This window comes from Lacimonas salitolerans (assembly GCF_042677865.1).
In the GTDB taxonomy this organism is placed as follows: Bacteria; Pseudomonadota; Alphaproteobacteria; order Rhodobacterales; family Rhodobacteraceae; genus Lutimaribacter; species Lutimaribacter salitolerans.
In genome coordinates, this window is the sequence record NZ_JBHUDD010000001.1 from 12,817 (window position 1) to 38,538 (window position 25,722).

The following is a 25,722-nucleotide window of genomic DNA, read 5'->3' on the forward strand; positions in this document are numbered from 1 at the left end:
GTGGACCCGGTATGCTTCAAGCCTAAAATATTTGTCTTTGAAATAATCCGGGCCTGCGTTACGCTTGGGTCAACACATGGATTCGGGGAGATTTCGGGATGAAGATTGCATGTCTGGGCGGCGGGCCGGCGGGGCTGTATTTCGCGATTTCGATGAAGCTGCGGCGGCCCGAGGCGGATGTCACGGTGTTCGAGCGCAACAAGGCCGATGACACCTTTGGTTGGGGCGTGGTCCTGTCGGATGACGCTTTGGGCAACCTGCGCGCCAATGATCCGGTCAGCGCCGAGGCGATCCGCGAGAATTTCGCCTATTGGGATGACATCGCCGTGGTGCATGACGGCAACCGGATCGTCTCGGGCGGGCACGGGTTCGCCGGGATCGGCCGGATGAAGCTGCTGCTTCTGCTGCAAGAGCGCGCACGCGAGGTCGGGGTGAACCTGCAGTTCGAAGCGGAAGTGGGCCCGGTCGAGGAGTATGCCGCCGCCTATGACCTGGTGGTGGCGGCGGACGGTCTGAACAGCCGGGTGCGCGACGCCTGGGCCGAGCATTTCAAGCCCGATATCGACACCCGCCTGTGCAAGTTCATCTGGCTGGGCACGCATCAGAAGTTCGACGATGCCTTTACCTTTATCTTCGAGAAAACGCCGCATGGCTGGGTGTGGGCGCATGCCTATCAGTTCGACGACAACACCGCGACCTTCATCGTGGAATGCACGCAGCAGACCTGGGACAACTGGGGTTTCGCGGACATGACCAAGGAAGAGACGGTCGAGACTTGCCGGCAGATATTCGAGGGGCATCTGGGCGGTCATGATCTGATGTCGAATGCCAAGCATCTGCGTGGCTCGGCGGTGTGGATCAATTTCCCGCGGGTGAATTGCGAGAAATGGCATCATCAGAACGTGGTGCTGATGGGCGATGCCTCGGCCACGGCGCATTTTTCCATCGGATCGGGCACGCGGCTGGCCTTTGACAGCGCCATTGCGCTGGCGGAATACGTCCACAGCGAACCGACGCTGGAAGCGGCGTTCGAAAAGTATCAGGACGAGCGGCGGCTGGACGTGCTGCGTCTGCAGTCGGCTGCGCGCAACTCGCTGGAGTGGTTCGAAGAGGTCGAGCGCTATCTGGATCTGGACCCGGTGCAGTTCAACTATTCCCTGCTGACGCGGTCACAGCGGATTTCCCATGAAAACCTGCGCCTGCGTGACTCTGAATGGCTGGAAAGCGCAGAGCGCTGGTTCCAGACACAAGCAGGGGCCCCTGACGATGCCCCGGTGCGCGCGCCGATGTTCGCGCCCTACCGTTTGCGGGGGATGGCGTTGAACAACCGCATCGTGGTGTCGCCCATGGCGCAGTACAAGGCGGTGGATGGCTGCCCGACCGACTGGCATTTCGTGCATTACGCCGAGCGCGCCAAGGGCGGGGCCGGTCTGGTTTATACCGAGATGACCTGTGTGTCGGCCGAGGGTCGGATCACGCCGGGCTGTCCGGGCCTGTATGATCCCGCGCATGAGGTCGAATGGGCGCGGCTGACCCGCTTTGTCCATGCCGAGACAGGAGCTAGAATCTGCTGCCAGATCGGTCATTCGGGGCGCAAGGGCTCGACCCAGCTGGGCTGGGAGAAGATGGATGCGCCGCTGGCCTCTGGCAACTGGGATATCGTCAGCGCCTCGGCGATGCCATGGGCACCCGGCAATGCCGTGCCGCGCGAGATTACCCGGGCCGAGATGGACCAGGTGCGCGATCAGTTCGTGGCCGCCGCGCAGATGGCCGAAAGGGCCGGGTTCGACATGATCGAGCTGCATGCCGCGCACGGGTATCTTTTGTCGTCCTTCATCAGCCCGGTGTCGAATGTTCGGTCGGATGACTATGGCGGCAGTCTGGAAAACCGCATGCGCTATCCGCTGGAGGTGTTTGCCGCGATGCGCGCCGTCTGGCCCGAGGACAAGCCCATGTCGGTACGCATCTCGGCCAATGACTGGGTCGGCGATGACGGCGTGACGCCCGAGGAGGCGGTCAAGATCGCGCTGATGTTCCGCGCGGCGGGGGCCGATATCATCGATGTGTCGGCCGGGCAGACCACGCCCGATGCCAAGCCGGTCTATGGCCGGATGTTCCAGACGCCGTTCTCGGACCGCATCCGCAACGAGGCGGGGATCGCCACCATGGCGGTCGGCAACATCTTCGAGGCGGATCATGCCAATTCGATCCTGATGGCCGGGCGGGCCGATCTGGTGGCGGTGGCGCGGCCGCATCTGGCCGACCCCTACTGGACCCTGCACGAGGGGGCCAAGATCGGCGACCGGCACGCGCCCTGGCCGCTGCCCTATCTGGCCGGGCGCGATCAGGCGTGGCGGCTGGCGGACCGCGAGGCCGAGCAGGCGCAGGTGCGCGTGTGATGGAAGGGCGGCACGTCATCGTCACCGGCGGCGGGTCGGGGGTGGGGGCCGAGATGGCCGAGACCTTTGCCCATGCCGGGGCCAAGGTGACCATCCTGGGCCGCCGCGAAGCGCCCTTGCGCGAGGTGGCGGGGCGGCACAGGTTCATCGGCTGGATCACCTGTGACGTGACCGACGGGGCCGCCGTCCGCGCGGCGTTCCGCGATGCGCGCGGCCTGAACGGTGCGGTGGATGTGGTGGTGGCCAATGCCGGTGCCGCGGACAGCAAGCCGTTCGAGGCGATGACCGGCGAGGATCTGGACGCGATGCTGCGGGTCAACGTGCTGGGAGTTTTCAACACGTTTCAGGCGGCGCTGCCCGACATGAAGGCGGCGGGCTGGGGGCGGATGATCGCCGTCGCCTCGACCGCGTCGCTGAAGGGCTATCCCTATGTGGCCGGCTATGTCGCGGCCAAGCACGGGGTTCTGGGGCTGGTGCGCGCGCTGGCGGTGGAACTGGGCCGCACCGGCGTTACGGTGAATGCGCTGTGCCCGGGGTTCATCGAAACCCCGCTGCTGGACCGGTCGATCGCCAATATCGTGGACAAGACCGGGATGACCGCCGAGAAAGCCGCGAAATCCCTGCGCGCGGGCAACCCCCAGGGGCGGTTCATCCAGACCGACGAGGTGGCGGGTGCGGCGCTGTGGCTGTGCTCGGACGCGGCACGTTCGGTCAACGGGCATGGCCTGTCCCTGACGGGGGGCGAGATATGAGCGGGCAACTGGACCTGACGCGCAGCACGGTTGCGTCCAAGGCGCGGCTGCGGCTGTGGCTGCGGCTGCTGGGGGTCACCCGCAAGATCGAGGCCGAGCTGCGCGACAAGCTGCGGCGCGAGCATGACACGACGCTGCCGCGCTTTGACGTGATGTCGGCGTTGCACCGGCACCCCGACGGGCTGCGCATGTCGGAACTGTCGGGCGTGCTGAAAGTGTCGAACGGCAATGTCACCGGCATCGTGGACCGTCTGGCCGAAGAGGGGCTGGTGGAGCGCGTGGCCGTGCCGGGCGACCGCCGGGCCATGGTGGCGCGGCTGACGGCGCAGGGGCACACGGTGTTTGCCGGGCAGGCCGCCGAGCATGAAGAACTGATCGACCGGCTGTTTGCCGAGATCAGCGCCGAAGAGGCCAAGCAATTTTCAACCCGGCTGAAGGAACTGGCCGGGGCACTTGAGGCGAGGGGAGACAAGCCATGACCATGATGCGCACGGATGTGAAGCATTTTCTGCTGAAGATCGAGGACGGCATCGCCACGGTGCGGCTGGACCGGCCCGAGCGGAAGAATCCGCTGACCTTCGACAGCTACGCCGAGTTGCGCGACTGGTTCCGCGATCTGCACTATGCCGATGACGTCAAGGCGGTGGTCTTTGCCTCGAACGGGGGCAACTTCAGCTCGGGCGGGGATGTGCATGACATCATCGGCCCGCTGACCCGGATGAACATGAAAGAGCTTCTGGCATTCACCCGAATGACCGGGGATCTGGTGAAATCCATCGTGAACTGCGGCAAGCCGGTGATCGCGGCGGTCGATGGCATCTGCGTTGGCGCGGGGGCGATCATCGCCATGGCCAGCGACCTGCGCATCGGCACGGGCCGGGCCAAGACCGCATTCCTGTTCACCCGGGTGGGCCTTGCGGGCTGTGACATGGGGGCCTGTGCGATCCTGCCGCGCATCATCGGGCAGGGGCGGGCGGCGGAACTGCTGTACACCGGCCGCGCGATGACGGCGGACGAGGGCGAGCGCTGGGGTTTTTTCAACCGTCTGGTCGAGCCCGAGGTGCTGGAGGCCGAGGCGGTGGCCTGGGCCGCGAAGATCGCCGAAGGGCCGGGGTTCGGTCATATGATGACCAAGACGATGCTGGCGCAGGAATGGTCGATGTCGATCGAGCAGGCCATCGAGGCCGAGGCACAGGCGCAGGCGATCTGCATGCAGACGGCGGATTTCGAACGCGCCTACAAGGCCTTCGTGGCCAAGGAGACGCCGGTTTTTGAGGGCGATTGAAAAATCGAAGATCGATTTTTCACAAAATTCGCAGACGAATTTTGGCCTACGGCGGGAGTTTAGTGGGCAAGATGAAGGGGATGTTGCGACATGGCGGATAAGACGTTTCTGACCTGGCCGTTCTTTGAGGAGCGTCATCGCGCGCTGGCCGAGGATCTGGAGGCATGGTGCGCCAGTCACCTGTCAGCGGTGGATCATTCCGACACCGATGCCGCCTGCCGCGCCCTGGTGGCGGGGCTGGGCGAGGCGGGATTTCTGCGCCTGTCCGCGGTTGAACCCGAGGGTGGTGCGGGGCTGGATGTGCGCAGCCTGTGCCTGATCCGCGAGACGCTGGCGCGCCATGACGGGCTGGCGGATTTCGCCTTTGCCATGCAGGGGCTGGGCACCGGGGCGATTTCACTGTTCGGCACGCCTGAGCAGAAACGCCGGTGGCTGACCCAGACGCGGGCAGGGGCTGCGATTTCGGCCTTTGCGCTGACCGAGCCCGAGGCGGGGTCGGACGTGGCGGCATCGACCCTGTCGGCGGTCGAGGATGGCGATCATTTCGTTCTGAACGGTGAAAAGACCTGGATCTCGAACGGCGGGATCGCTGATATTTACACGTTGTTTGCGCGTACCGGTGAGGGTCCGGGCGCGCGCGGGTTGTCGGCCTTTGTGGTGCCGGCGGGTCTGGCCGGGTTCGAGGTGGTCGAGCGGCTGGAGGTGATCGCGCCCCACCCGCTGGGCCGGTTGCGGTTCACCGATTGCCGCATTCCCAAGGATGCGTTGCTGGGCGAGCGCGGGCAGGGGTTCAAGATCGCGATGTCGGTGCTGGATGTGTTCCGCTCGACCGTGGCGGCGGCGGCGCTGGGCTTTGCCCGCCGCGCGCTGGACGAGGCGTTGACGCGGGTGACCACGCGGCAGGTGCAGGGTGCACCGCTGTTCGATCTGCAGATGGTGCAGGGGCATATCGCCGACATGGCGCTGGATGTGGATGCCGCCGCGCTTCTGGTCTATCGCGCCGCCTGGGCCAAGGACAGCGGCGCGCCACGGGTCACCCGAGAGGCGGCGATGGCCAAGCTGTTCGCCACCGACCAAGCGCAGCAGGTGATCGACCGCGCGGTGCAGCTGCACGGCGGGGACGGCGTGCGCAAGGGTCAGAAGGTTGAGGAACTGTATCGCGATATCAGGGCGTTGCGGATTTACGAAGGCGCCTCGGACGTGCAGCGCGTGGTGATCGCGCGGCAGGCCCTGGGGATGCATCAGGGGGGCTGACATGCTGGGACCAAGCGCACATAACGACACGTTCACGCGGGACAACCTGCCGCCGCTGGATCAGTGGCCTGATTTCCTGTTGGAGGGGTTCGACTATCCAGACCATGTGAACATCGGTGTCGAACTGACCGATGCGATGGTGGCGCGCGGGTTTGGCGACCGCACCGCGCTCATCGGCAACGGGCGGCGGCGCACCTACAAGGAACTGTCGGACTGGACCAACCGGCTGGCGCACGCGCTGGTCGATGATCTGAAGGTGAAGCCCGGCAACCGGGTGCTGATCCGCTCGGCCAACAACCCGGCGATGGTGGCGGCCTGGCTGGCGGTCACCAAGGTGGGCGCGGTGGCGGTCAATACCATGCCGATGCTGCGGGCGGGCGAGTTGTCCAAGATCGTGGACAAGGCCGAGATCACCCATGCGCTGTGCGACACCCGGCTGATGGACGAGATGGCGATCTGTGCCAAGACCTCGGCGTTCCTCAAGGCGGTCGTCGGCTTTGACGGGACCTCGAACCACGATGCGGAACTTGATCGGCTGGCGCTGGAAAAGCCGGTGCAGTATGATGCGGTGCGCACCGGGCGCGATGACGTGGCGTTGCTGGGGTTCACCAGCGGCACCACCGGGGCGCCCAAGGCGACGATGCATTTTCACCGCGACATCCTGATCATCGCCGACGGCTATGCGCGCGAGGTTCTGGATGTGCAGCCCGAGGACGTGTTCGTCGGCTCGCCTCCGCTGGCGTTCACCTTTGGCCTGGGCGGGCTGGCGGTGTTCCCGCTGCGCTTTGGTGCAGCGGCGGCGTTGCTTGAAAACGCCTCGCCCCCGAACATGATCGAGATCATCCAGAAATTCCGCGCCACGGTCTGCTTCACGGCACCCACGGCCTATCGCGTGATGTTGCAGGCGATGGACGAGGGCGCGGACCTGTCCAGCCTGCGGGCAGCCGTCAGTGCGGGGGAAACCCTGCCTGCGCCGGTCTATGACGAGTGGATCGCCAAGACCGGCAAGCCGATGCTGGACGGGATCGGGGCGACCGAGATGCTGCATATCTTCATCACCAACCGCTTTGACGATCACCGCCCCGCCTGCACCGGCAGGCCCGTGTCGGGATACGAGGCACGGGTGATCGGCGAGGACGGGGCCGAGGTGCCGCGCGGGCAGGTCGGGCGGCTGGCGGTGCGGGGGCCGACCGGGTGCCGCTATCTGGCGGATGACCGGCAGGCGGGATATGTGATGGACGGCTGGAACGTCACCGGCGATGCCTTTGTGATGGACGAGGACGGTTATCTGCATTTTGCCGCGCGCAACGACGACATGATCCTGAGTTCCGGCTACAACATCGCCGGCCCCGAGGTTGAGGCGGCGTTGCTGGCCCATGCGGATGTGGCCGAATGCGCGGTGGTCGGGCTGGCCGACGAGGCGCGCGGCCAGATCGTGCAGGCCCATGTGGTGCTGCGCGAGGGCGTGACCGCCGGGGACGACACGGCAAAGCGCCTGCAGGATCACGTGAAGGCGACGATCGCCCCTTACAAATACCCCCGTTCGGTGGTTTTTTGCGACACGCTGCCCAAGACCGAAAGCGGCAAGATCCAGCGCTTTCGCCTGAAAGAGGAATGACACCATGCGCGCCACATTCATCCAACTGCGCTGCAAGCCCGGCCAGACCTACAAGGTGGCCGAGCAGATCATGCTCAAGGAACTGCATTCCGAGCTGTATTCGACCAGCGGCGAGTGGGACCTGATGATCAAGCTGTACATCCCCGAAGAGGCGGATATCGGCAAGTTCATCAACGAGATGCTGGTGGACGTGGTGGGGGTGGAACGCAGCCTGACCACCCTGACCTTCAAGGCGTTCTAGGCACATGGCGTTTCAATTCCGGCAAGAGGTGCTGTTCCGGCATTGCGATCCGGCGCGGATCGTTTTCTACCCGCGCTATTTTGAAATGCTGAACGATTGCGTCGAGGCGTTGTTCGCCACGATGCCCGGGCACACGTTTGCAGACATGCACGCCAACCGCGCGGTGCCTACGGCGCGGATCGAGACCGAATTCCTGGCCCCCAGCCGGCTGGGTGATGTGCTGGAGTTTACCCTGACATTCCCGCGCGTGGGGCGCAGCAGCCTGCACACGCGGTTCGTTGCAACCTGCGACGGCGAAACGCGGCTGCGCGCCGCTTCGGTGATCGTGCATGTGGGCACCGGCCTGCGACCGGCACCCTGGCCCGAGGATGCCCGCGCGGCCCTGATGGCCCATCATGAGGAGACAAGCCAATGACCAACCGCATCATCCACCCCGAAGGCTGGGCCGCCGCCAAAGGCTATGCCAATGGCGTGCTGACCACCGAGGGCACGCTCTATGTCGGCGGGCAGATCGGCTGGACCGCCGAGCAGGTGTTCGAGGCGCATGATTTCATCGGCCAGATGGAACAGACGCTCAAGAACATCGTGGCGGTGATCGAGGCGGCGGGCGGCGGGCCGGAGCATCTGGTGCGGTTGACGTGGTATGTGACGGACAAGCAGGACTATCTGGCCCATCAGGCCGATGTGGGGCGCGTCTATCGCGCGGTTCTGGGGCGGAATTTTCCGGCCATGACAATGGTGGTGGTGCAGGCGCTGGTCGAGGATGAGGCGCTGCTGGAGATCGAGGCGACGGCGCAGATCCCGCAAGGATGAGCGGGTTGCGAGGCCGCCCCCGATCCGGGCGCGCCCACCCGCCCGCCCCGCACCCGGATCGGCGGCGGGGTACCTCTGCTGGCGTGGCGCAGGTGGCGCGGGCGGAAGCCTCCGGCGGGAGTTTAGGGGCAAGATGAAGGACCGGGCCGGTTCTGCTTGACCTTGCGGCGTGCGGTGCCGAATGTCTGGACATGATTGATACTCCCAGTGCCCTGCGCCCCGTCAAAGAGACGCCCGACATGCGGATCACCTTGTCCGATGGCTGCGTCCTGTCCGCCCGTGTCTGGATGCCCGCCGATGCGGGCGATGATCCGGTGCCTGCGATCCTGGAATACCTGCCCTATCGCAAGCGTGACGGCACGGCCGCGCGCGATGCGCTGACCCATCCGTGGTTCGCCGCGCGCGGCTATGCCTGCATCCGCGTGGACATGCGCGGCAACGGCGACAGCGACGGGCTGATGATGGATGAATACATCCCGCAGGAACTGGCCGACGCGGTCGAGGTGATCGGCTGGCTGGCCGCGCAGCCCTGGTGTTCGGGACGCGTGGGGATGATGGGGATCAGCTGGGGCGGGTTCAACGGTTTGCAGGTCGCCTATATGCAGCCCGAGCCATTGAAAGCGGTGATCAGCCTGTGTTCGACCGTGGACCGTTTTGCCGATGACATCCATTTCAAGGGCGGTTGCCTGCTGGGCGAGAATTTCGGCTGGTCCTCGGTCATGTGGGCCTATTCCTCGCGTCCGCCCGATCCGGCGCTGCGCGCGGACTGGCGCGAGGTCTGGTTGCAACGGCTGGAGGCCGAACCGCTGCTGATCTCGACCTGGCTGCGGCATCAGCGGCGCGATGCATATTGGCAGCATGGCTCGATCTGCGAGGATTACAGCCGGATCAAGGCAAAGGTACTGGCGATCAGCGGCTGGGGCGACGGCTATCTGAACACCGTTCCGCACCTGGTGCGCAACATCCCCGGCACCAAGGGAATCAACGGGCCGTGGATTCACAAGTACCCGCATTTCGCGGTGCCCGAGCCGCGCATCGGCTTTCTGCAGGAGGCGCTGCGCTGGTGGGATCGCTGGCTGAAGGATATCGACACCGGGGTCGAGGATGATCCGGCCTATCGCCACTACCTGATGGATGGCGCGCGCCCCGATCGCAGCTATGCCGCGCGTCCGGGGCGGTGGCTGGCCGATGATGGCGTGGATTGGGCAACTGTGGAGTGGCCGCTGGCCCCGGGGCGGCTGGGTCGTGCGGCGGAGCCCTTGGGCGTGACTGTTGTCTCGCCCCAGCATTGCGGCCTTGAGGGCGGAGAGTATTTTGGCGGATCGGCCGGGCCGGAATGGCCGGGCGATCAGCGTGGGGATGACGCGATGTCGGCCTGTTTCGACAGCGCCCCGCTGGAGGCCGACAGCGACATCGTGGGCGCGCCGGTGTTGCGGCTGCGGTTGCGCAGTGATCAGCCGCAGGCGCAGATCGCCGTGCGGCTGTGCCATGTGCACCCGGACGGGGCCAGCACGCGGATCACATGGGGTGTGCTGAACCTGTCGCACCGGGCGGGCTCTGCCAGCCCTGCGCCCATGGTGCCGGGGCAGGAGGAAGAGGTGGACGTGGTGCTGGATCACATCGCCTATCGCGTGCCGGCAGGCCATCGCGTGCGGGTGGCGGTCAGCACGGCCTATTGGCCGATGATCTGGCCCGCGCCGCAGGCGGCGGCCGTCACGCTGCTGGAGGGCGCGCTGCACCTGTCGGTGCGGCCCACGGCCACGGGTGATGAGTGGCAGTTTCCCGAACCCGAGGCTGCGACGCCGCAGCGAATCGAGACGCTGCGCCCGCCGGGCGAGCGGCGCGAGGTGACCACCGACATGGTCAGCGGCACGGTCACCCACCACATCGAGCGCGATGCGGGCAAGCGCCGCGATCTGGGCCATGGGCTGATCTCGGGCGGGGTGGCGCGCGAATGGTGGTCGGTGCATCCCGATGATCCGCACAGCGCGCGCGCCCGCACGCACTGGACCGCCGAGGTTGAACGGGGCGATGTCCGCACGCGGACCGAAACGCATTCGGAAATGTGGTCGGACGCGACGCATTTTCATGTCACCGGGCGGCTGGAAGCCTATGAGAACGACCGGCTTATCCTGGAGCGGGTGGTGACCGACAGCATCGCGCGGGACCATATGTAACAGGCGTATGTCGCAAACGGGATCAAACTGTCGGAAACCAGCAAAAATTTTGCTTGAAGCGACGGGCGCAATCGGCATGCTTGACCGCAAAGTCAATAAAGACCCGGACAGTCAGGTTCGGGCCAGTCAGATGGGGAAAAACCAATGAACGATCAGATCGACTATCTCAAGGTGCGCGCGGCGCTGGGGCGCATTACACGGCGTGAATTCATCGGGCGCATGGGGGCGCTGGGTGTGTCGGCGGCGGTGGCCAACGTGATGCTGACCAATGCCGTCCGCGCGGCCGGCCCGCAAAAGGGCGGCACGATCCGCGTGGGCATTCAGGGTGGCGGCTCGGGCGACAGCCTTGATCCGGCAATGGCGGCGAACGCCACGATGACCCAGATCGTGCGGCTGTGGGGCGAACCGCTGGTGGAACTGGCCGCCAGTGGCGAGGGGCTGGACCCGAAAGTGGCCGAAAGCTTCACCTCGACCCCGGATGCCGTCACATGGACCTTCAAGATCCGGTCGGGCATGACCTTCCACAACGGTCAGCCCGTCACGGCCGAGGATGTGCGGGCCACGATCGAACGGCATTCTGGCGAGGACACCAAATCGGGCGCGCTGGGCCTGCTGCGCGACATCAAGTCGTTGAGTGTGGATGGCGACAATTTCATCGTCGAACTGAACCAGCCCAATGCCGACCTGCCCTACCTGATGGCCGATTATCACCTGATCATCCAGCCGAACGGCGGCAACGATGATCCGACCGCCGCCATCGGCACCGGACCCTATGCTCTGAAGGATGCCGAGCCGGGCGTGCGTTTCGTGTTCGAACGCTTCGACGACCACTGGAACGGCGATGGCAATGCCGACACGGTGGAATTGCTGGTCATCAACGACGACACCGCCCGCGTGGCGGCCCTGCAGTCGGGGCAGGTGGACATGATCAACCGGGTGCCGCCGCGCACCGCCGGGCTGATCGATCGCGCGCCGGGCGTCAAGGTGCACAACAAGTCCGGCCCCGGGCATTATGTGTTCATCATGCATTGCAACACCGCGCCGTTCGACAACAACGACCTGCGGCTGGCCCTGAAATACGGGATCAACCGCGAGGAAATGGTGGACAAGATCCTGTTCGGCTATGGCTCGGTCGGGAATGATACGCCGATCAACGAGTCCTATCCGCTGCATACCGCGTTCGAGCAGCGCGAATATGACCCGGACAAGGCGGCGTTCCACCTCAAGAAATCCGGCCATGACGGATCGGTGCTGCTGCGCACCTCGGACAACTCGTTCCCCGGTGCGCCCGATGCGGCGGCGCTGTTCCAGCAGACGCTGTCGCAGGCGGGTATCCCGCTGGAGATCAAGCGCGAGCCCAACGACGGCTACTGGTCGGAGGTCTGGAACGCACAGCCGTTCTGCACCAGCTATTGGGGCGGGCGTCCGACGCAGGACCAGATGTTCACCACCGCCTATCTGTCGACCGCCGACTGGAACGACACGCGGTTCCAGAACGAGCAGTTCGACCAGTTGCTGATCGCGGCCCGGGCCGAGCTGGATCAGGAAAAGCGCACCCAGATGTATGCCGACATGGGCGCGCTGGTGCGCGACGAAGGCGGCCTGATCTGCCCGATGTTCAACGACTTCATCGATGCGATCAGCGATCGCGTTGCGGGCTACGAAGAGGGCGGCGTCGGCTACGAGCTGATGAACTTCTACGCTCCGGTGCAGATGTGGGTCGCCGCCTGATATGGGGCTTGCACTGAAACTGGTGGTCCAGCGCCTTGCGCTGGGCCTCCTGCTGCTTTTCATGGTGTCCGTGCTGATCTTTGCCGGAACCATGATCCTGCCGGGTGATGTGGCGCAATCCATCCTTGGCCAATCCGCCACGCCCGAGGCACTGGCGAACCTGCGGGCCGAACTGGGCGTGAATGACCCCCCGGTTGCGCGCTATTTCAGTTGGCTGTTCGGCGCCTTGCAGGGTGATCTGGGCACAGCGCTGACCAATGGCGCGGACATCGCGCAAAGCCTTGGGCGACGGTTGAGCAATACGCTGTTTCTGGCCTTCTGGGCGGCAATCATCTCGGTGCCGCTGGCGATTTTTCTCGGGCTGCTGGCGGTGCGCTACAAGGACCGCTGGCCGGACAAGCTGATATCCGGGGTGACGCTGGCCTCGATCTCGATCCCGGAATTCCTGATCGGCTATCTGCTGATGTATCTGGTCGGCGTGCAACTGGGCTGGGCCCCGTCGGTGGCGATGATCAATGACAGCATGTCGCTGGGGCAAAAGCTGAACGCGATCGCATTGCCGGTGGCGGTGCTGACGCTGGTGGTTCTGGCGCATATGATGCGGATGACCCGCGCCGCGATCCTGAACGTGATGCAATCGGCCTATATCGAAACCGCCGAGTTGAAGGGGCTGAGCATGTTCACCATCATCTGGCGGCATGCGTTCCCGAACTCCATCGCGCCCATCGTCAACGTGGTGATGCTGAACCTGGCCTACCTGGTCGTGGGTGTCGTGGTGGTCGAGGTGGTGTTCACCTATCCCGGAATGGGGCAGTACCTGGTCGATCACGTCAGCAAGCGTGACGTGCCGGTGGTGCAGGCCTGCGGGCTGATCTTTGCCGCCGTCTATATCGGGCTGAACATGGTGGCCGACATCGTGTCGATCCTGTCGAACCCGCGGCTGAGGCATCCGAAATGATCCGCAACATCCCCATCGCGGCGGCCATCGGGCTGTTCTTTACCGCCTTGTATTTCCTGATGGCGATCTTTGCGCCGCTGATCGCGCCCTATGGCATGGCCGAGGTCGTGGGCGGCGTGTGGGAGCCACCAAGCCGCGAGCATCTGATCGGCACCGACAACATCGGGCGCGATCTGCTGACGCGGATGATCTATGGCGGGCAGACCACGATCTTCATCGCCACGGCCGCCACGATCCTGTCATTCACCACCGGATCGGTCTTTGGCCTGCTGGCGGCGGTCATCGGTGGCTGGGTCGATCAGGCGATGAGCCGTTTCGTCGATCTGTTGATGTCGATCCCGTCGCTGATCTTTGCGCTGGTGGTGCTGTCGGTGATGCCGGTCACGATCCCGGTGCTGATCGTGGTCATGGGCCTGCTGGATTCCACGCGCGTCTACCGTCTGGCCCGCGCGGTGGCGGTGGATATCAACGTGATGGATTTCGTCGAGGCCGCAAAGCTGCGTGGCGAGGGGCGGGTCTGGATTATCTTTCGCGAGATCCTGCCCAACGCTCTGTCGCCGCTGGTGGCGGAAATGGGGCTGCGGTTCATCTTTGCGGTGCTGTTTGTGTCGACCCTGTCCTTCCTCGGGCTGGGGGTGCAGCCACCCGCCGCCGACTGGGGTGGGATCGTCAAGGAAAACAAGGATGGCATCGTCTATGGTATCGGGGCGGCCCTGTGGCCGGCGGTGGCGATCGCCACGCTGGCGATCAGCGTCAACCTTGTGGCCGACTGGGTTCTGACCCGCACGACAAGCCTGAAAGGGGGCCGGGGATGAGCGAACCGATGCTGAAGGTCCGTGACCTGAAAATCGGGGCCACGGTCCATCCCCCGGGCGAGCGTCCGCGCGATATCGAAATCGTGCATGGTATCAGCTTTGATCTTGAGCCCGGCAAGGTGCTGGGCCTGATCGGGGAATCCGGGGCCGGTAAATCGACCATCGGTCTGGCCGCCATGGGCTATGGCCGTGGCGGGGTCGAGATCACCGGCGGCGAGGTCTGGGTGAACGGCCGCGACATCCTGAAATCCTCGTTCTTGGATCTGCGGGCGCTGCGCGGGGGCGAGGTGACCTATGTCAGCCAGTCGGCGGCGGCCAGTTTCAACCCTGCGCGCCCGATCATGGAGCAGGTGATCGAGGCGGCGGTGCTTCACGGCAAGTTCAGCCAGAAGCAGGCCGAGGACCGCGCGGTGGCGCTGTTTGCCAAGCTGGGCCTGCCAGAGCCGGAGACCATCGGCAAACGCTATCCGCATCAGGTGTCGGGCGGGCAGTTGCAACGTTGCATGACAGCCCTTGCGCTGTGCCCCGAACCCGATCTGGTGGTGTTCGACGAACCGACGACGGCGCTGGACGTGACCACGCAGATCGACGTTCTGATGGCGATCAAGGCGGCGATCCGCGACACCGGCGTGGCCGCGATCTATATCACCCACGACCTGGCCGTGGTGGCGCAGGTGGCCGATGACATCATGGTGCTGAAACTGGGCGACATGGTGGAATACGGCCCCACCGACCAGATCATCAACCACCCGCAGGAAGAGTATACGCAGGCGCTGGTCTCGGTCCGGTCGATCCGGCACGACGAAAAAAAGCCCACCGACAATCCGCTGTTGAGGGCGGAAAACATCACCGCGCGGTATCGCGGCACGAAATTCGACGTGCTGAAGGATGTGAATGTCGAGATCTATCGCGGTCAGACCCTGGCCGTGGTGGGCGAAAGCGGCTCGGGCAAGTCCACGCTGGCGCGGGTGATCACCGGGCTGCTCCCGCCGCGTGACGGGCAGTTGGTGTTCGAGGATCGCGCCCTGACGCCCGATCTGCCGTCGCGGCCGCGCGATGACCTGCGCGAGATCCAGATGATCTATCAGATGGCCGACGTGGCGATGAACCCGCGCCAGACCGTGGGCACCATCATCGGCCGACCGCTGGAGTTCTATTTCGGGCTCAGAGGCGCAGAGAAGCGGCGGCGCATCCAGGAGTTGCTGGACGAGATCGAGATGGGAGAGGGGTTCATCGACCGCTATCCCGCCGAACTGTCGGGCGGGCAGAAACAGCGCGTCTGCATTGCCCGCGCGCTGGCGGCCAAGCCCAAGCTGATCATCTGCGACGAGGTCACCAGCGCGCTGGACCCGCTGGTGGCGGATGGCATCCTGAAGCTGCTGCTGAACCTGCAGAAGATCGAGGATGTGGCCTACCTGTTCATCACACATGATCTGGCCACGGTGCGCGCCATCGCGGACAGCATCGCGGTGATGTATCAGGGGCAGGTGGTGCGCTATGGCACGAAATCCGAGGTGCTGAGCCCGCCCTTTGACGATTACACCGACCTTTTGCTGGGGTCGGTGCCCGAAATGCGCCTGGGCTGGCTGGAAGACGTGATCGAGAACCGCAAGATGGCCAGCGCCGGGAACTGAGATCAGGGGTTTGGGATCGCGTNCCGGGCAGACATGCCCGATCGAAGGGGGCAAGATGGACCGCAAGCTGCTGCTGATCGTTCTGGACGGCGTGCCGCTGCGCAACTGGACGCGGCTGTTTGGCAACCTGGAAGGCTGGGTGCAATCCGGCGAGGCGCAACGCTGGACCATGCGGTCGGTGCTGCCGTCAATCTCGGCCTCGTGCTATGCGTCGATCCACACCGGGGTGACGCCGCAGGTGCATGGCTGCACCGGCAACGGCAACGTGTTCCGGCTGAGCCAGCCGGACATCTTCAGCCAGGTGCGGCGCGCGGGCGGGGTGACCGGGGCGGTGGCGCATTCCTTCTGGTCGTCGTTCTTCAACCGCCACCCGTTCGATCTGGTGCGCGATATCGAATATGACGAGCCGGACAGCGACACCATCAATCACGGCCGGTTCCACACCATGACCGGCTATGGGCTGATCAACCAGATGACGCCCTCGGACGTGGATCTGTTTGCCACCCTGACCAGCCTGTGTGCGCGGCACGGGCTGGACTACGGCCTGCTGCACACCTGTACGCTGGACAGCATGGGCCACCGGTTCTTTCACGAGAGCCAGGAGATGGATCACGCCTGCGTGGTGATGGACGAGATGCTGGCACCCTTCGTGCCGAAATGGCGCGCGCTGGGATACGAGGTGATCGTGACCGCCGATCACGGTCAGGACGCGCGCGGCCATCATGGCGGGCATGATCCGCTGCAACAGGAGTTCGCGCTGTATTACTTTGGCGACGCGCAGGGGCCTGCCCCAGATACGGTTCTGGATCAGTTGCAACTGGCGCCCACGATCCTGACGCGGCTGGGCGCGCCGCTGCCAGAGACGATGCAGGCGCGTCCGTTTCTGGAGTAGGCGCTTTTTCAATGCGTGTTCGCGGACTCTTCGCGGACTCGAGGGGTGCGCATTTGCGAGTCTTTGCCGCAACACGTCGGGACCACGACCGTTTTTCGTGTATTGCCAATTAAAAACACACTTTCGAATGTGGCAAAACTGCGTTAGGAAAAAGGCATCTATATAACAGGTGCCGAGGCAAATCGTGCACCAGAGGTAAGAGTGGTGTGATTATGCAGGCGATTGATTTCGTTGTCCGTACAGGTATGGGCGCAGCGCAGCGCGGTCAGATTTCGGCAAGCGAGGCGGTAACACGGGTTTCCCTGACAGGCGGTTCCGAATTTTCATTGAACGTCCGGCAAGTCGATCTGCAAGGCTTCACCCGGATCGGCAACAGTCTTGAAATCGTGCTGGTCGACGGGCGGGTCGTGCTGCTGGAGAACTATTTTTCCGGCTCGGAGACGGCTTCGCGCCTGTTCATCAGTGCAGACGGGTATCTGAACGAGGTGGCGTTGGTCGAAGGATCGAGCGGAGAGCTGTACGCGCAATACGGCCCGACCGCGCAATGGGGCAAATGGAGCCCGGCGGACGATCTGATCTTTCTGAACGAAAGCAATGTCGTCAACGATCAAAGCTATGGGGATGACAACGAGGTCAGCATGCTGGGCGCGGCGCTGCTGGGCGGCGGCGGGCTTGGCGGAGTTCTGGGCGCTGCCGGTGCGGCCATAGGCGGGGCTGCTTTGCTTGGTGGCGGCAGCGGCGACATTGGCGGCAACGGCCCCATCGTGCCGACCGTCAACGAGGAAGGTCCGTTGGTGATCGGTGGCGACGACGTTGCAGAGGCCGGCCCGTCCGTCGGGATTTCGGGAACCGGGGCGCCGGGGTCCGAGGTTGTGGTGACGGTGGGCGATCAGACGGCGACCACCACGATCGACGATGACGGTACATGGGCGGTCGAACTGGAGGGCGAAGGATTGCCCGCCGACGGCGACCACGACACCATCGTGGTGGTGACCGACCCCGACGGCACGCTGACCGAGATCGAAGGCCCGCAGGTGATCATCGACCTGACCCCGCCGGAGCTGACGTTCACTGATGGTCCGGTCTCGATCGGGGATATCACCAATGCCGAGGATCACGCCGACGGTGTCGAGATCGCCGGAACGGGCGAGGCAGGTGCCGCGGTCGTGGTCGAGGTGAATGGCGCAAGCTATGAAACAACCGTGGCCGAGGATGGCACATGGGGTGTCGTGGTCGACACAACGGTTCTGGAACCCGGCGAATACGAGGCCGGGATCACCGTGACCACCACCGACAGCCATGGCAACAGCGCGGTTTTCGTGGATACGGTGGTGATCGACACTGTTCCAAATGCCATCACCATCGACACCGAGACCTTTGAAGGTGACGGCGTGATGAACCTCGTAGAACGCGAGGACGGCATCACCGTCACCGGCACATCCGTCCCGGGGGAGACCGTTTCCGTGACTCTGGGCGGGGCCACGTTGCTGGCCACGGTCGATGCCAATGGCCTGTGGGAGACGACCTTTCCCACCGAAACGCTGGCACGTGGCGAGTATGAGGCCGAGGTCAGCGTCAGTTCGACCGATGCGGCGGGGAACGTGAATACCGTCACGGCGATGGTGCGGGTTGATACCGAAACCAGTGTGACGATCAGCGACACGCCGGTGACGGGTGACGACCTTGTCGACGGGGCCGAGGCCGCGCAGGCCATCACTCTGACCGGCACCGCCGAGGCGGGTGCGAGCGTGATCGTGGCGGTCGAGGGGACGGAGTACACTGCCGATGTGGCCGCCGATGGCGCGTGGTCGCTGACCCTGCCAGCCGGCGCGCTGCCCGGTGGCGAATACACCGCCACGGCCACAGTGACCGCGACGGATGCGGCGGGCAACGTGGCCACTGCGTCACGCAGCTTTGACGTGGACACCGAAACCTTCGTGACCATCGACACTGGCCTTGCGGGCGGCGACGATCTGGTGAATGCCGCCGAACTCGCGGCGGGTGTGACCCTGACCGGCACCGCCGAGCCGGGGTCAAGCGTGACGGTCAGCGTCGATGGCGTGGCGCTGCCTGCCACGGTGAACGCGGCGGGCAACTGGTCGGTGCAGGTCTCGTCCGCGGACCTTGCCCCGGGCGAACGCACGGCCACGCTGTCGGTCACGGCGACCGACCCGGCGGGCAACTCTGCCACCACGACGGGCACGCTGGACATCGACACGCAGACCTTCGTCGAGATCTCGGACGCGCCGATCACCGATGACGACGTGGTGAACGCGGCCGAACGCGCCGCCAGCGGCGTCACCCTGACCGGCACGACCGAGGCGGGGGCGAGCGAGATCGTGACCATGGCCGGGACGGCCCGGCCTGCGCAGGTCGATGTCCATGGCAACTGGACCGTGACTTTCCTTCCCGGCGAGGTGCCGACAGGTGAAACGGTGGCGCCGGTTTCCGTTGAGGCCACGGATGCGGCCGGCAACCGTTCGACCACGACGGGCGAGGTGACCATCGACACGCTGGTGCGCGATTTCGCCCTGACAAGCACACCGGGCGGCGCGGATGGCGTCCTGAACGCGGTCGAGGCTGAGGCCGGGCTGACGGTGACGGGTACGACAGAGCCGGGTGCGCGCGTGATGGTGCAGATGGGGCAGGCCAACCTGCCCGCGCAGGTGGATACTGACGGCAGCTGGACCGTGACGATCCCGCAAAACCAGATCACGCGCGGCGAATACACGACCACGATGACGGTCACATCCACCGACGCGGCGGGCAACGTGGACACCCTGACACAAGCGGTCGAGGTGGATACCGAGGCGGGCATCCTGACGCTGAGCCGCGCCCCGATCGAAGGCGACAATGTCATCAACCACGAAGAAAACCTTGACGGCGTGGTCATCCGCGGCACGTCCGATCCGGGTGCGGTTGTGCAGGTCAGCCTTGGGGGGGTGACCCACAGCACGGTGACCGACGCCGCAGGCAACTGGCAGCGCCTGTTCACGCGCGCCGAGATCCCCGCAGATACGGCCGATGCGCCCATCGTTGCCACCACCACGGATGCGGCGGGCAACACCCGCACCGTGACCGGCAGCGTCGGCGTGGACACCGTGGTTGAGAACTTCGGCTTTGCACCTGAAACGATCGGCGGCGACGGCGTCATCAACGGGGCGGAGCAACAGGGCGTGGTCGAGGTGACGGGCACGGTTGAACCCGGCTCGACCGTCAATGTCATGATCGGCGGGGTGACCCGCACGGCACAGGTGCAGGCGGATGGCACATGGAGCGCCGGTTTCCTGCACGGCAGCCTGCCGACGGGCGAAGAAACCCTGCCCGTACTCGTGACTGCGATCGACCGGCACGGCAATCGCGCCGAACTGCGCGACACCGTGGAACTGGACACGCTGGTCAACCGGCTGACCAGCACGGGCGATCCGACCGGCGGCGACGGTGTGGTCAATCTGGCCGAGGCGCAGGCCGGGCTGAGCCTGAATGGCCAGGTCGAAGCCGGCTCGACCGTTCTGGTGACGGTGGCGGGCATGGCCTATCAGGCAGATGTCACGCCATCTGGCGACTGGTCGATCGATCTGCCGGGCAATGCCATTCCTGCGGGGCTGACCAGCATCGATGTCAGCATCGATGCCACCGATCCGGCGGGCAACACGTCGAATCTGACACAGGCGCTGGCGCTGGATCTCGAAGCGCCTGAAACGCCGGTGATCGTGGATTACACCCGCAACCTGAACGGCTTTGCGGCCATCTCGGTTGATCTGACGTCGGATGATATCAGCGTCTATGAGGTCAATCAGGGCACACCGGGTGGTCAGGTCGGAGGCGACGGCGTGCCCGTGGATGTCTTCGGGATCGAGGCGTTCCGCTTTACCCCCGAAATCCCCGACGGCTCGCATCTGATCGTGCACAGCGTGGATGCGGCAGGCAACAGCTCGGGCACCTATCTGGTGCTGGACGAATTGACCAACGCGCGCGTCGATCTGTCGAACACCGGGCTGGGCGCGTTCAACATCGAAGCGGTCGACCTGCAATTCGCCGAGGACAGCCACCTGACCATCACCGAGGCGCAGATCACCGCGCTGTCGTCGAACACCGACACGCTGGTCGTTGCGGGCGGTGCGGATGACACGGTGACGATCACGGGGGCCAGCAACACCGGTGAAACCCGCGTGATCGAGGGCCAGACCTATCAGGTCTACAGCCTGGGTGATGCCACCGTGGTGGTGGACGAGGACATCAACACCGTCATCTGACGCGGTCCGGGACGATGGGGCGTGCATCGGTTTGCGCGCCCCGACAACACCACAAGCCTCTGGGTACAAGAGGCGGTCATGGGGCAGTGTATGAGTAGGGCAGTAATCGTTGGCGCAGTCGGTCTGGCCGTATCGGCCTGCATGGGGCCGGGTGATACGGTGACGCGCGCCGCGCCTGCGCAGCCGGTCACGGCCCTTGGGGCCGCTCGGGGCGAAGCCGCCGAAAGCCCGATCATCGACGCGCTCTTGTCGCGGCAAAGCGCGCTGCCCAAGGGGGGCGCGTTCGACACCGTGGCCGACGCGGTGCTGGCGGCCAATTCGCGCGCCGCCGAGGCCGAGTTGCGCAGCGCGCGGTTGCGCGCGCAGGCCGCCGCCAAGAACTGGCTGCCCACGATTGGCCCGCAGGTCAGCCTTTCCAGCCTGTCGCAGGTTGCCGCGCAACTGGTGGTCGATCAGGTGCTGTTCGGCGGGGGGCGCAAGAAGGCCGAGCGCGCCTTTGCCAGGGCCGATGTCGAGGTCGCCGCCGTGTCGCTGGCGCAAGACACCAACCAGCGTGTGTTCATCGCGCTGTCGCTCTATCTGGATGCGCAGAAGGCGCGCGAAAAGGCGGCGCTGGCGGCGCAGTCCGAAACCGACATGGCCCGTTTCGAATGGGTGATGAACGAGCGCGTGCAGGGCGGCATCTCGAACAGTTCGGATCTGAACGTGCTGCGGCAAAAGCTGTCGGAAATCCGCGCGGACAAGCAGGCCCAGGCCGAGGCGGCGGCGGCGGCACTAGCCGAACTGAACGCGATGGCGATCCGTCTGCTGGGGGATGTCTCGGGCCTTTCGGCGCTACAGGTGGCCGCCGGTGAGCCCGAGCCTCTGGCAGTGATGCTGGCCGAGGCCGAAAAGCTGCGCGCCGCCGAGGCTGCGAAGATCGAGAAGGCGGGGTATATGCCCCAGGTTTCGGCCAATGCGGTGCTGGGCGACAATGGGTCGGGGCCATCGCTGACGGTGACATCCGATCAGCCGCTGGGCTTTGGCACCGGGGCCAGCCTGCAGGCCATCGCGGCGCAGGCGCAAGCCGCCGACCGCAAGGTGGGTCAGGCCCGTGAAGACGCCAATCGCCGCCTGCGTCGGCTTGAGGCGCAGGGCAGCGCGCTGGCCCGCCAGGCGACCGAAGCGACCGCCTTGACGCAGGCCGCGAGGCGCAATCTGGATATGTTTCAGGCGCAGTATGACGCGGGCCAGCGGCAGGTGATGGATGTGGTCGGCGTTTACGAAGCCTATGCCCGCCAGCAGGAGGCGCAGGTCGACCTGAGATACGACGCGGCGCGCGCGCAGTTGGAAATCGCCCGCGATCTGGGCCTGCTGGCCGACGGGGGCAGGATATGACCGCCCGTGGCATCTCGCTGACTTCGGCCCGGCGGGGTGGCGCGCGGCTGACCGCGATCACGCCCGAACCGGCCAATGACACGCCCGGTGCGCGGCACGATGGCAAAACCCTGTCGCGCGCCGGTCTGGCAGTGACCTATGCCGGGTTGCTGGGCGTCGAAGCGGTGGCCAGCGACGTGTTGGAAGCGATGACAACCTCGTCGGCGCAGGGCCCTGCCGCACAGCCGCAGCGGCTGGCTGACGGGCTAACCGCGGCGGGCCTGCTGGCGAAGGTCGAGACCGCAGGAACCTTGACCGATGATCTGTGGCCGGCGCTGGCACAGATGACATCGGGGCAGTTCGTTCTGGTGCTGTCACAGGCGCGCGGCGATCTGGTGATCTATGATGTCACCTGCACCGACAACCGCGCCATCGTGCCCCTGTCCGAGTTCCAGCCCTATTTCACCGGCTGTCTGGTCCGGGCCGAGGCCGACATCCAGTCGCTGGAGCAGGCCCATATGCCCACACAGATGGCGCCGCACTGGTTCTGGGGCGAATTCGCGCGCTTTCGCCGACCCTTTGCCGAGGTGGCGCTGGGGTCGTTCGTGGCCAACCTGCTGGCGGTGTCGGTCGCGCTGTTCTCGCTGCAGGTCTATGACCGCGTGATCCCGCATCAGTCCGAGGCAACACTGTGGGTGCTGGCAATCGGCGCGATGATCGCCCTGCTGATGGAAGCTGCGCTGAAGATCGCGCGCGCCCGGCTGATCGACGGTGCAGGGCGGCAGATCGAGCTGAACGTGCAGCAACTTCTCATGGCGCGTATCCTGGGCATGCGGTCGGATGCGCGCGGGCGTGCGCCGTCGCAACTGTTCAGCTCGATGCGCGAATTCGGCTCGGTGCGCGAGTTCTTTACCGCCTCGACCGTGTCATCGCTCGCGGATATTCCGTTCATCTTTGTCTTTCTGCTGCTGGTGGCGTCGATCGCGGGCAACGTGGTCTGGGTGCTGGTGGCGGGCGCGGTGCTGATGGTGGTGCCGGGGTTCTTTCTGCAAAAACGCATGATGCGGCTGACGCAGGAAACCCAAGGCGCATCCGCCAAGGCCGGTCGGCTGCTGCACGAGGCGGTGTTCGAGCTGGACACGATCAAGACCCAGCGCGCCGAGGACCGGTTCAACCGTGTCTGGACGGAACTGTCGGCTCTGTCGGCGCTGAAATCCAGCGAGCAGCGCAAGCTGGCCTCGACCCTGACATTCTGGGCGCAGGGGGTGCAGCAGGTCACCTATGTTGGGGCGGTGATCACCGGCACGTATCTGGTCTTTTCGGGCGACTTTACCGTCGGGTCGATCATTGCCGTGGGTATCCTGACCAGCCGCACACTGGCGCCGCTGACACAACTGGCCGGCACGATGGCGCGCTGGGGCAACGTGAAGACCGCGCTGGACGGGCTGGACGGGATTGCCCATGCGGCGCAGGACGCGGATGCCACGCGCAGCTATCTGCGGCGCGAAACCCTGCGCGGTGCCTTCACCCTGCGCGAGGTGCAGTTTCGCTATGACGACGACGGCGCGCCGACGCTGGACATTCCCGCGCTGCAAATTCAGGCGGGGCAGAAACTGGCCGTGCTGGGGGCCAACGGCTCGGGCAAGTCCACGCTGCTCAAACTCTTGTCGGGGCTTTACGCGCCCGAGCGGGGCACCGTTCTGATCGACGGGACCGACATGGCCCAGATCGAGCCGCGCGACCTGCGCCGCCTTGTGGGCTATCTGGGGCAGGACGTGCGGCTGTTCGCCGGCAACCTGCGCGACAACCTGAACCTCAACCTGATGGAGCGTGACGACGAACGCCTGCTGCGCGCGCTGGACTTCGCAGGGCTGGGCCCGTTCGTGAAATCGCACCCCAAGGGGCTGGATCTGGACATCCGCGACGGCGGGCAGGGCCTGTCGGTGGGGCAGCGCCAGTCGATCGGCTGGGCGCGGCTGTGGTTGCAGAACCCGGCGATCTGCCTGCTGGACGAACCCACGGCGGCGCTGGATCAAACGCTGGAAAACACGCTGGTCAGCCGGTTGAAGGACTGGCTGGACGGGCGCACGGCGATCATCGCCACCCACCGCGTGCCGATCCTGTCGCTGACCGACCGCACGATGATCCTGCAAAACGGGCGAATGGTCGTCGATGGCCCGCGTGATCAGGTTCTGGCCCACCTGGCCGCGACGAAGGGGGCATAGACGATGGCGACCTCCAGCACCAATCTGGCCAGCCAGTTGAACCAGAAGATGAAGGGACCATCGCTGATCGTGTGGCTCTGCGCGGCCTCGGTCTGGTTCTTCGTGATCTGGGCGGCCTTTGCCTGGGTCGACGAGATCGTGCGCGCCGAGGGCGAGATGATCAGCTCGTCCCGGCCACAGATCATCCAGAACCTCGAAGGTGGCATCCTGGCCGAACTGATGGTCCGGGAGGGCGATATCGTCCAGCGCGGCGATATGCTGGCGCGGTTGCATGGCACGCAGTTCCGGTCCTCGGTCGATGAGATCGGCGAGCAGATCAGCGCGCTGGAGATCCGCCGCCTGCGGCTGGAGGCGGAGCTGGCGGGACAGTTCGATTTCGCGGTGCCGGAAGCCCTGGCGCAAAGCTCGCCCGATATCGTGGCGTCGGAACGCGCGCTGCTGAAGGCGCGGCAATCGGACTACGTCAAAAGCAGCGAAGGCGCGCAAAAGGTGCTGGAGCAGGCGGCGCAGGAACTGGCGCTGATGGAGAACCTGCTGGAGAAAAAGGTTGTCGCCCTGATCGAGGTGACCCGCGCGCGCAAGACCCATGCCGATGCGCGCGCCCGCTATGATGAGGTGGTGACGCAGACCGAGCTGGAGCGCGCGCAGGACTATTCCGACACGCTGAAAGAACTGGCGACGCTGCGGCAGAACCTGAAATCCAGCCAGGATCAGTTGAACCGCACCGTGCTGGTGGCCCCGCTGCGCGGCATCGTGAACAACCTGTCGGTAACGACGATTGGCGGCGTGGTGCGCCCCGGCGAAGAGATATTGCAGATCATCCCGCTTGACGAGGAACTGTATGTCGAGGCGCGGGTGAAGCCCGAGAACATCGCCAACATCCGCCGGGGGCAGGAGGCGACGATCAAGCTGTCGGCCTATGACTACACCATCTTCGGCACGCTGAAGGGACGTGTGGATTTCATCTCGGCGGACACGTTCAAGGACGAGCGCGCCCGCGACCCCGATGCCTCGGCGCATTACATGGTGACGCTGCGGGTGGACATGAGCCAGCTGACCGACCGGCAGGCCAGCGTCGAGATCCGCCCCGGCATGCAGGCCGCCGTGGAGCTGCACACCGGGCAGAAGACTGTCCTGCAATACCTGCTGAAACCGCTGTACAAGTCGCGCGAGGCGCTGCGCGAGCCATGAGATCGCGGCGCCGGGCCTGACCCGAAGGAGCGGCTGCGCCGCGCTGGTTTCCGGAGCCTGTGGTGCGGTGGGTGCGATTCTGCGCAAGGTCTGCACCTGTGACGCGCGCCGGATTTGAGTTTATC

Annotated in this window: 19 protein-coding genes; all 19 read left to right on the forward strand. The window is 65.3% G+C overall.

The features are described from left to right. Positions 1-98: 98 nt before the first annotated feature. Positions 99-2,399, forward strand: a complete 2,301-nt coding sequence (locus ACFTOW_RS00055; protein WP_379911801.1) for a bifunctional salicylyl-CoA 5-hydroxylase/oxidoreductase — start codon at positions 99-101, stop codon at positions 2,397-2,399. Beyond that, positions 2,399-3,151 carry an SDR family NAD(P)-dependent oxidoreductase gene (locus ACFTOW_RS00060; RefSeq protein WP_379911803.1) on the forward strand — a complete coding sequence of 251 codons (753 nt, stop codon included), beginning with the start codon at positions 2,399-2,401 and terminating at the stop codon, positions 3,149-3,151. Before ACFTOW_RS00055 ends, ACFTOW_RS00060 begins: the two co-directional genes overlap by 1 nt. Then, the gene (locus ACFTOW_RS00065; protein ID WP_379911805.1) at positions 3,148-3,630 is read left to right on the forward strand and encodes a MarR family winged helix-turn-helix transcriptional regulator; all 483 of its coding nucleotides are present in this window, start codon (positions 3,148-3,150) and stop codon (positions 3,628-3,630) included. Before ACFTOW_RS00060 ends, ACFTOW_RS00065 begins: the two co-directional genes overlap by 4 nt. Positions 3,631-3,632: 2 nt before the next feature. Further along, positions 3,633-4,436: an enoyl-CoA hydratase family protein gene (locus ACFTOW_RS00070; RefSeq protein WP_379911925.1), complete on the forward strand. Its 804-nt coding sequence runs from the start codon at positions 3,633-3,635 to the stop codon at positions 4,434-4,436. A gap of 90 nt (positions 4,437-4,526) precedes the next feature. Further along, a complete protein-coding gene (locus tag ACFTOW_RS00075; RefSeq protein WP_379911807.1) occupies positions 4,527-5,690 on the forward strand; it encodes an acyl-CoA dehydrogenase family protein in 1,164 nt (387 codons plus the stop codon). 1 nt (position 5,691) lies between these two features. Then, complete coding sequence (locus ACFTOW_RS00080; protein WP_379911809.1) at positions 5,692-7,308, forward strand: AMP-binding protein; 1,617 nt, start codon at positions 5,692-5,694, stop codon at positions 7,306-7,308. Positions 7,309-7,312: 4 nt separating this feature from the next. Then, entirely contained in the window at positions 7,313-7,549 is a 237-nt protein-coding gene (locus tag ACFTOW_RS00085; RefSeq protein ID WP_379911811.1) for an Lrp/AsnC ligand binding domain-containing protein, read from the forward strand. 4 nt (positions 7,550-7,553) lie between these two features. Then, positions 7,554-7,964, forward strand: a complete 411-nt coding sequence (locus ACFTOW_RS00090; protein ID WP_379911813.1) for an acyl-CoA thioesterase — start codon at positions 7,554-7,556, stop codon at positions 7,962-7,964. Beyond that, positions 7,961-8,362 carry a RidA family protein gene (locus ACFTOW_RS00095; protein ID WP_379911815.1) on the forward strand — a complete coding sequence of 134 codons (402 nt, stop codon included), beginning with the start codon at positions 7,961-7,963 and terminating at the stop codon, positions 8,360-8,362. Before ACFTOW_RS00090 ends, ACFTOW_RS00095 begins: the two co-directional genes overlap by 4 nt. Positions 8,363-8,553: 191 nt before the next feature. Then, positions 8,554-10,539: a CocE/NonD family hydrolase gene (locus tag ACFTOW_RS00100; protein WP_379911817.1), complete on the forward strand. Its 1,986-nt coding sequence runs from the start codon at positions 8,554-8,556 to the stop codon at positions 10,537-10,539. 144 nt (positions 10,540-10,683) lie between these two features. Further along, positions 10,684-12,270, forward strand: coding sequence for an ABC transporter substrate-binding protein (locus ACFTOW_RS00105; protein ID WP_379911819.1), 1,587 nt, complete (start codon positions 10,684-10,686; stop codon positions 12,268-12,270). Between the two features lies 1 nt (position 12,271). Further along, a complete protein-coding gene (locus ACFTOW_RS00110; RefSeq protein ID WP_379911821.1) occupies positions 12,272-13,228 on the forward strand; it encodes an ABC transporter permease in 957 nt (318 codons plus the stop codon). After that, complete coding sequence (locus ACFTOW_RS00115; RefSeq protein WP_379911927.1) at positions 13,228-14,043, forward strand: ABC transporter permease; 816 nt, start codon at positions 13,228-13,230, stop codon at positions 14,041-14,043. The genes ACFTOW_RS00110 and ACFTOW_RS00115 overlap by 1 nt, the downstream gene beginning before the upstream one ends. Continuing rightward, complete coding sequence (locus ACFTOW_RS00120) at positions 14,040-15,677, forward strand: ABC transporter ATP-binding protein (protein ID WP_379911823.1); 1,638 nt, start codon at positions 14,040-14,042, stop codon at positions 15,675-15,677. Before ACFTOW_RS00115 ends, ACFTOW_RS00120 begins: the two co-directional genes overlap by 4 nt. Positions 15,678-15,732: 55 nt before the next feature. Next, the gene (locus ACFTOW_RS00125; RefSeq protein ID WP_379911825.1) at positions 15,733-16,569 is read left to right on the forward strand and encodes an alkaline phosphatase family protein; all 837 of its coding nucleotides are present in this window, start codon (positions 15,733-15,735) and stop codon (positions 16,567-16,569) included. Between the two features lie 326 nt (positions 16,570-16,895). Next, positions 16,896-20,825, forward strand: a complete 3,930-nt coding sequence (locus ACFTOW_RS00130) for an Ig-like domain-containing protein (protein WP_379911827.1) — start codon at positions 16,896-16,898, stop codon at positions 20,823-20,825. A 90-nt stretch (positions 20,826-20,915) separates the two neighbouring features. Next, complete coding sequence (locus ACFTOW_RS00135; protein WP_379911829.1) at positions 20,916-22,202, forward strand: TolC family protein; 1,287 nt, start codon at positions 20,916-20,918, stop codon at positions 22,200-22,202. After that, positions 22,199-24,406, forward strand: coding sequence for an ATP-binding cassette domain-containing protein (locus tag ACFTOW_RS00140; protein ID WP_379911831.1), 2,208 nt, complete (start codon positions 22,199-22,201; stop codon positions 24,404-24,406). The genes ACFTOW_RS00135 and ACFTOW_RS00140 overlap by 4 nt, the downstream gene beginning before the upstream one ends. Before the next feature lie 3 nt (positions 24,407-24,409). Next, a complete protein-coding gene (locus ACFTOW_RS00145; protein ID WP_379911833.1) occupies positions 24,410-25,597 on the forward strand; it encodes an HlyD family efflux transporter periplasmic adaptor subunit in 1,188 nt (395 codons plus the stop codon). The last annotated feature ends 125 nt before the right edge of the window (positions 25,598-25,722 follow it).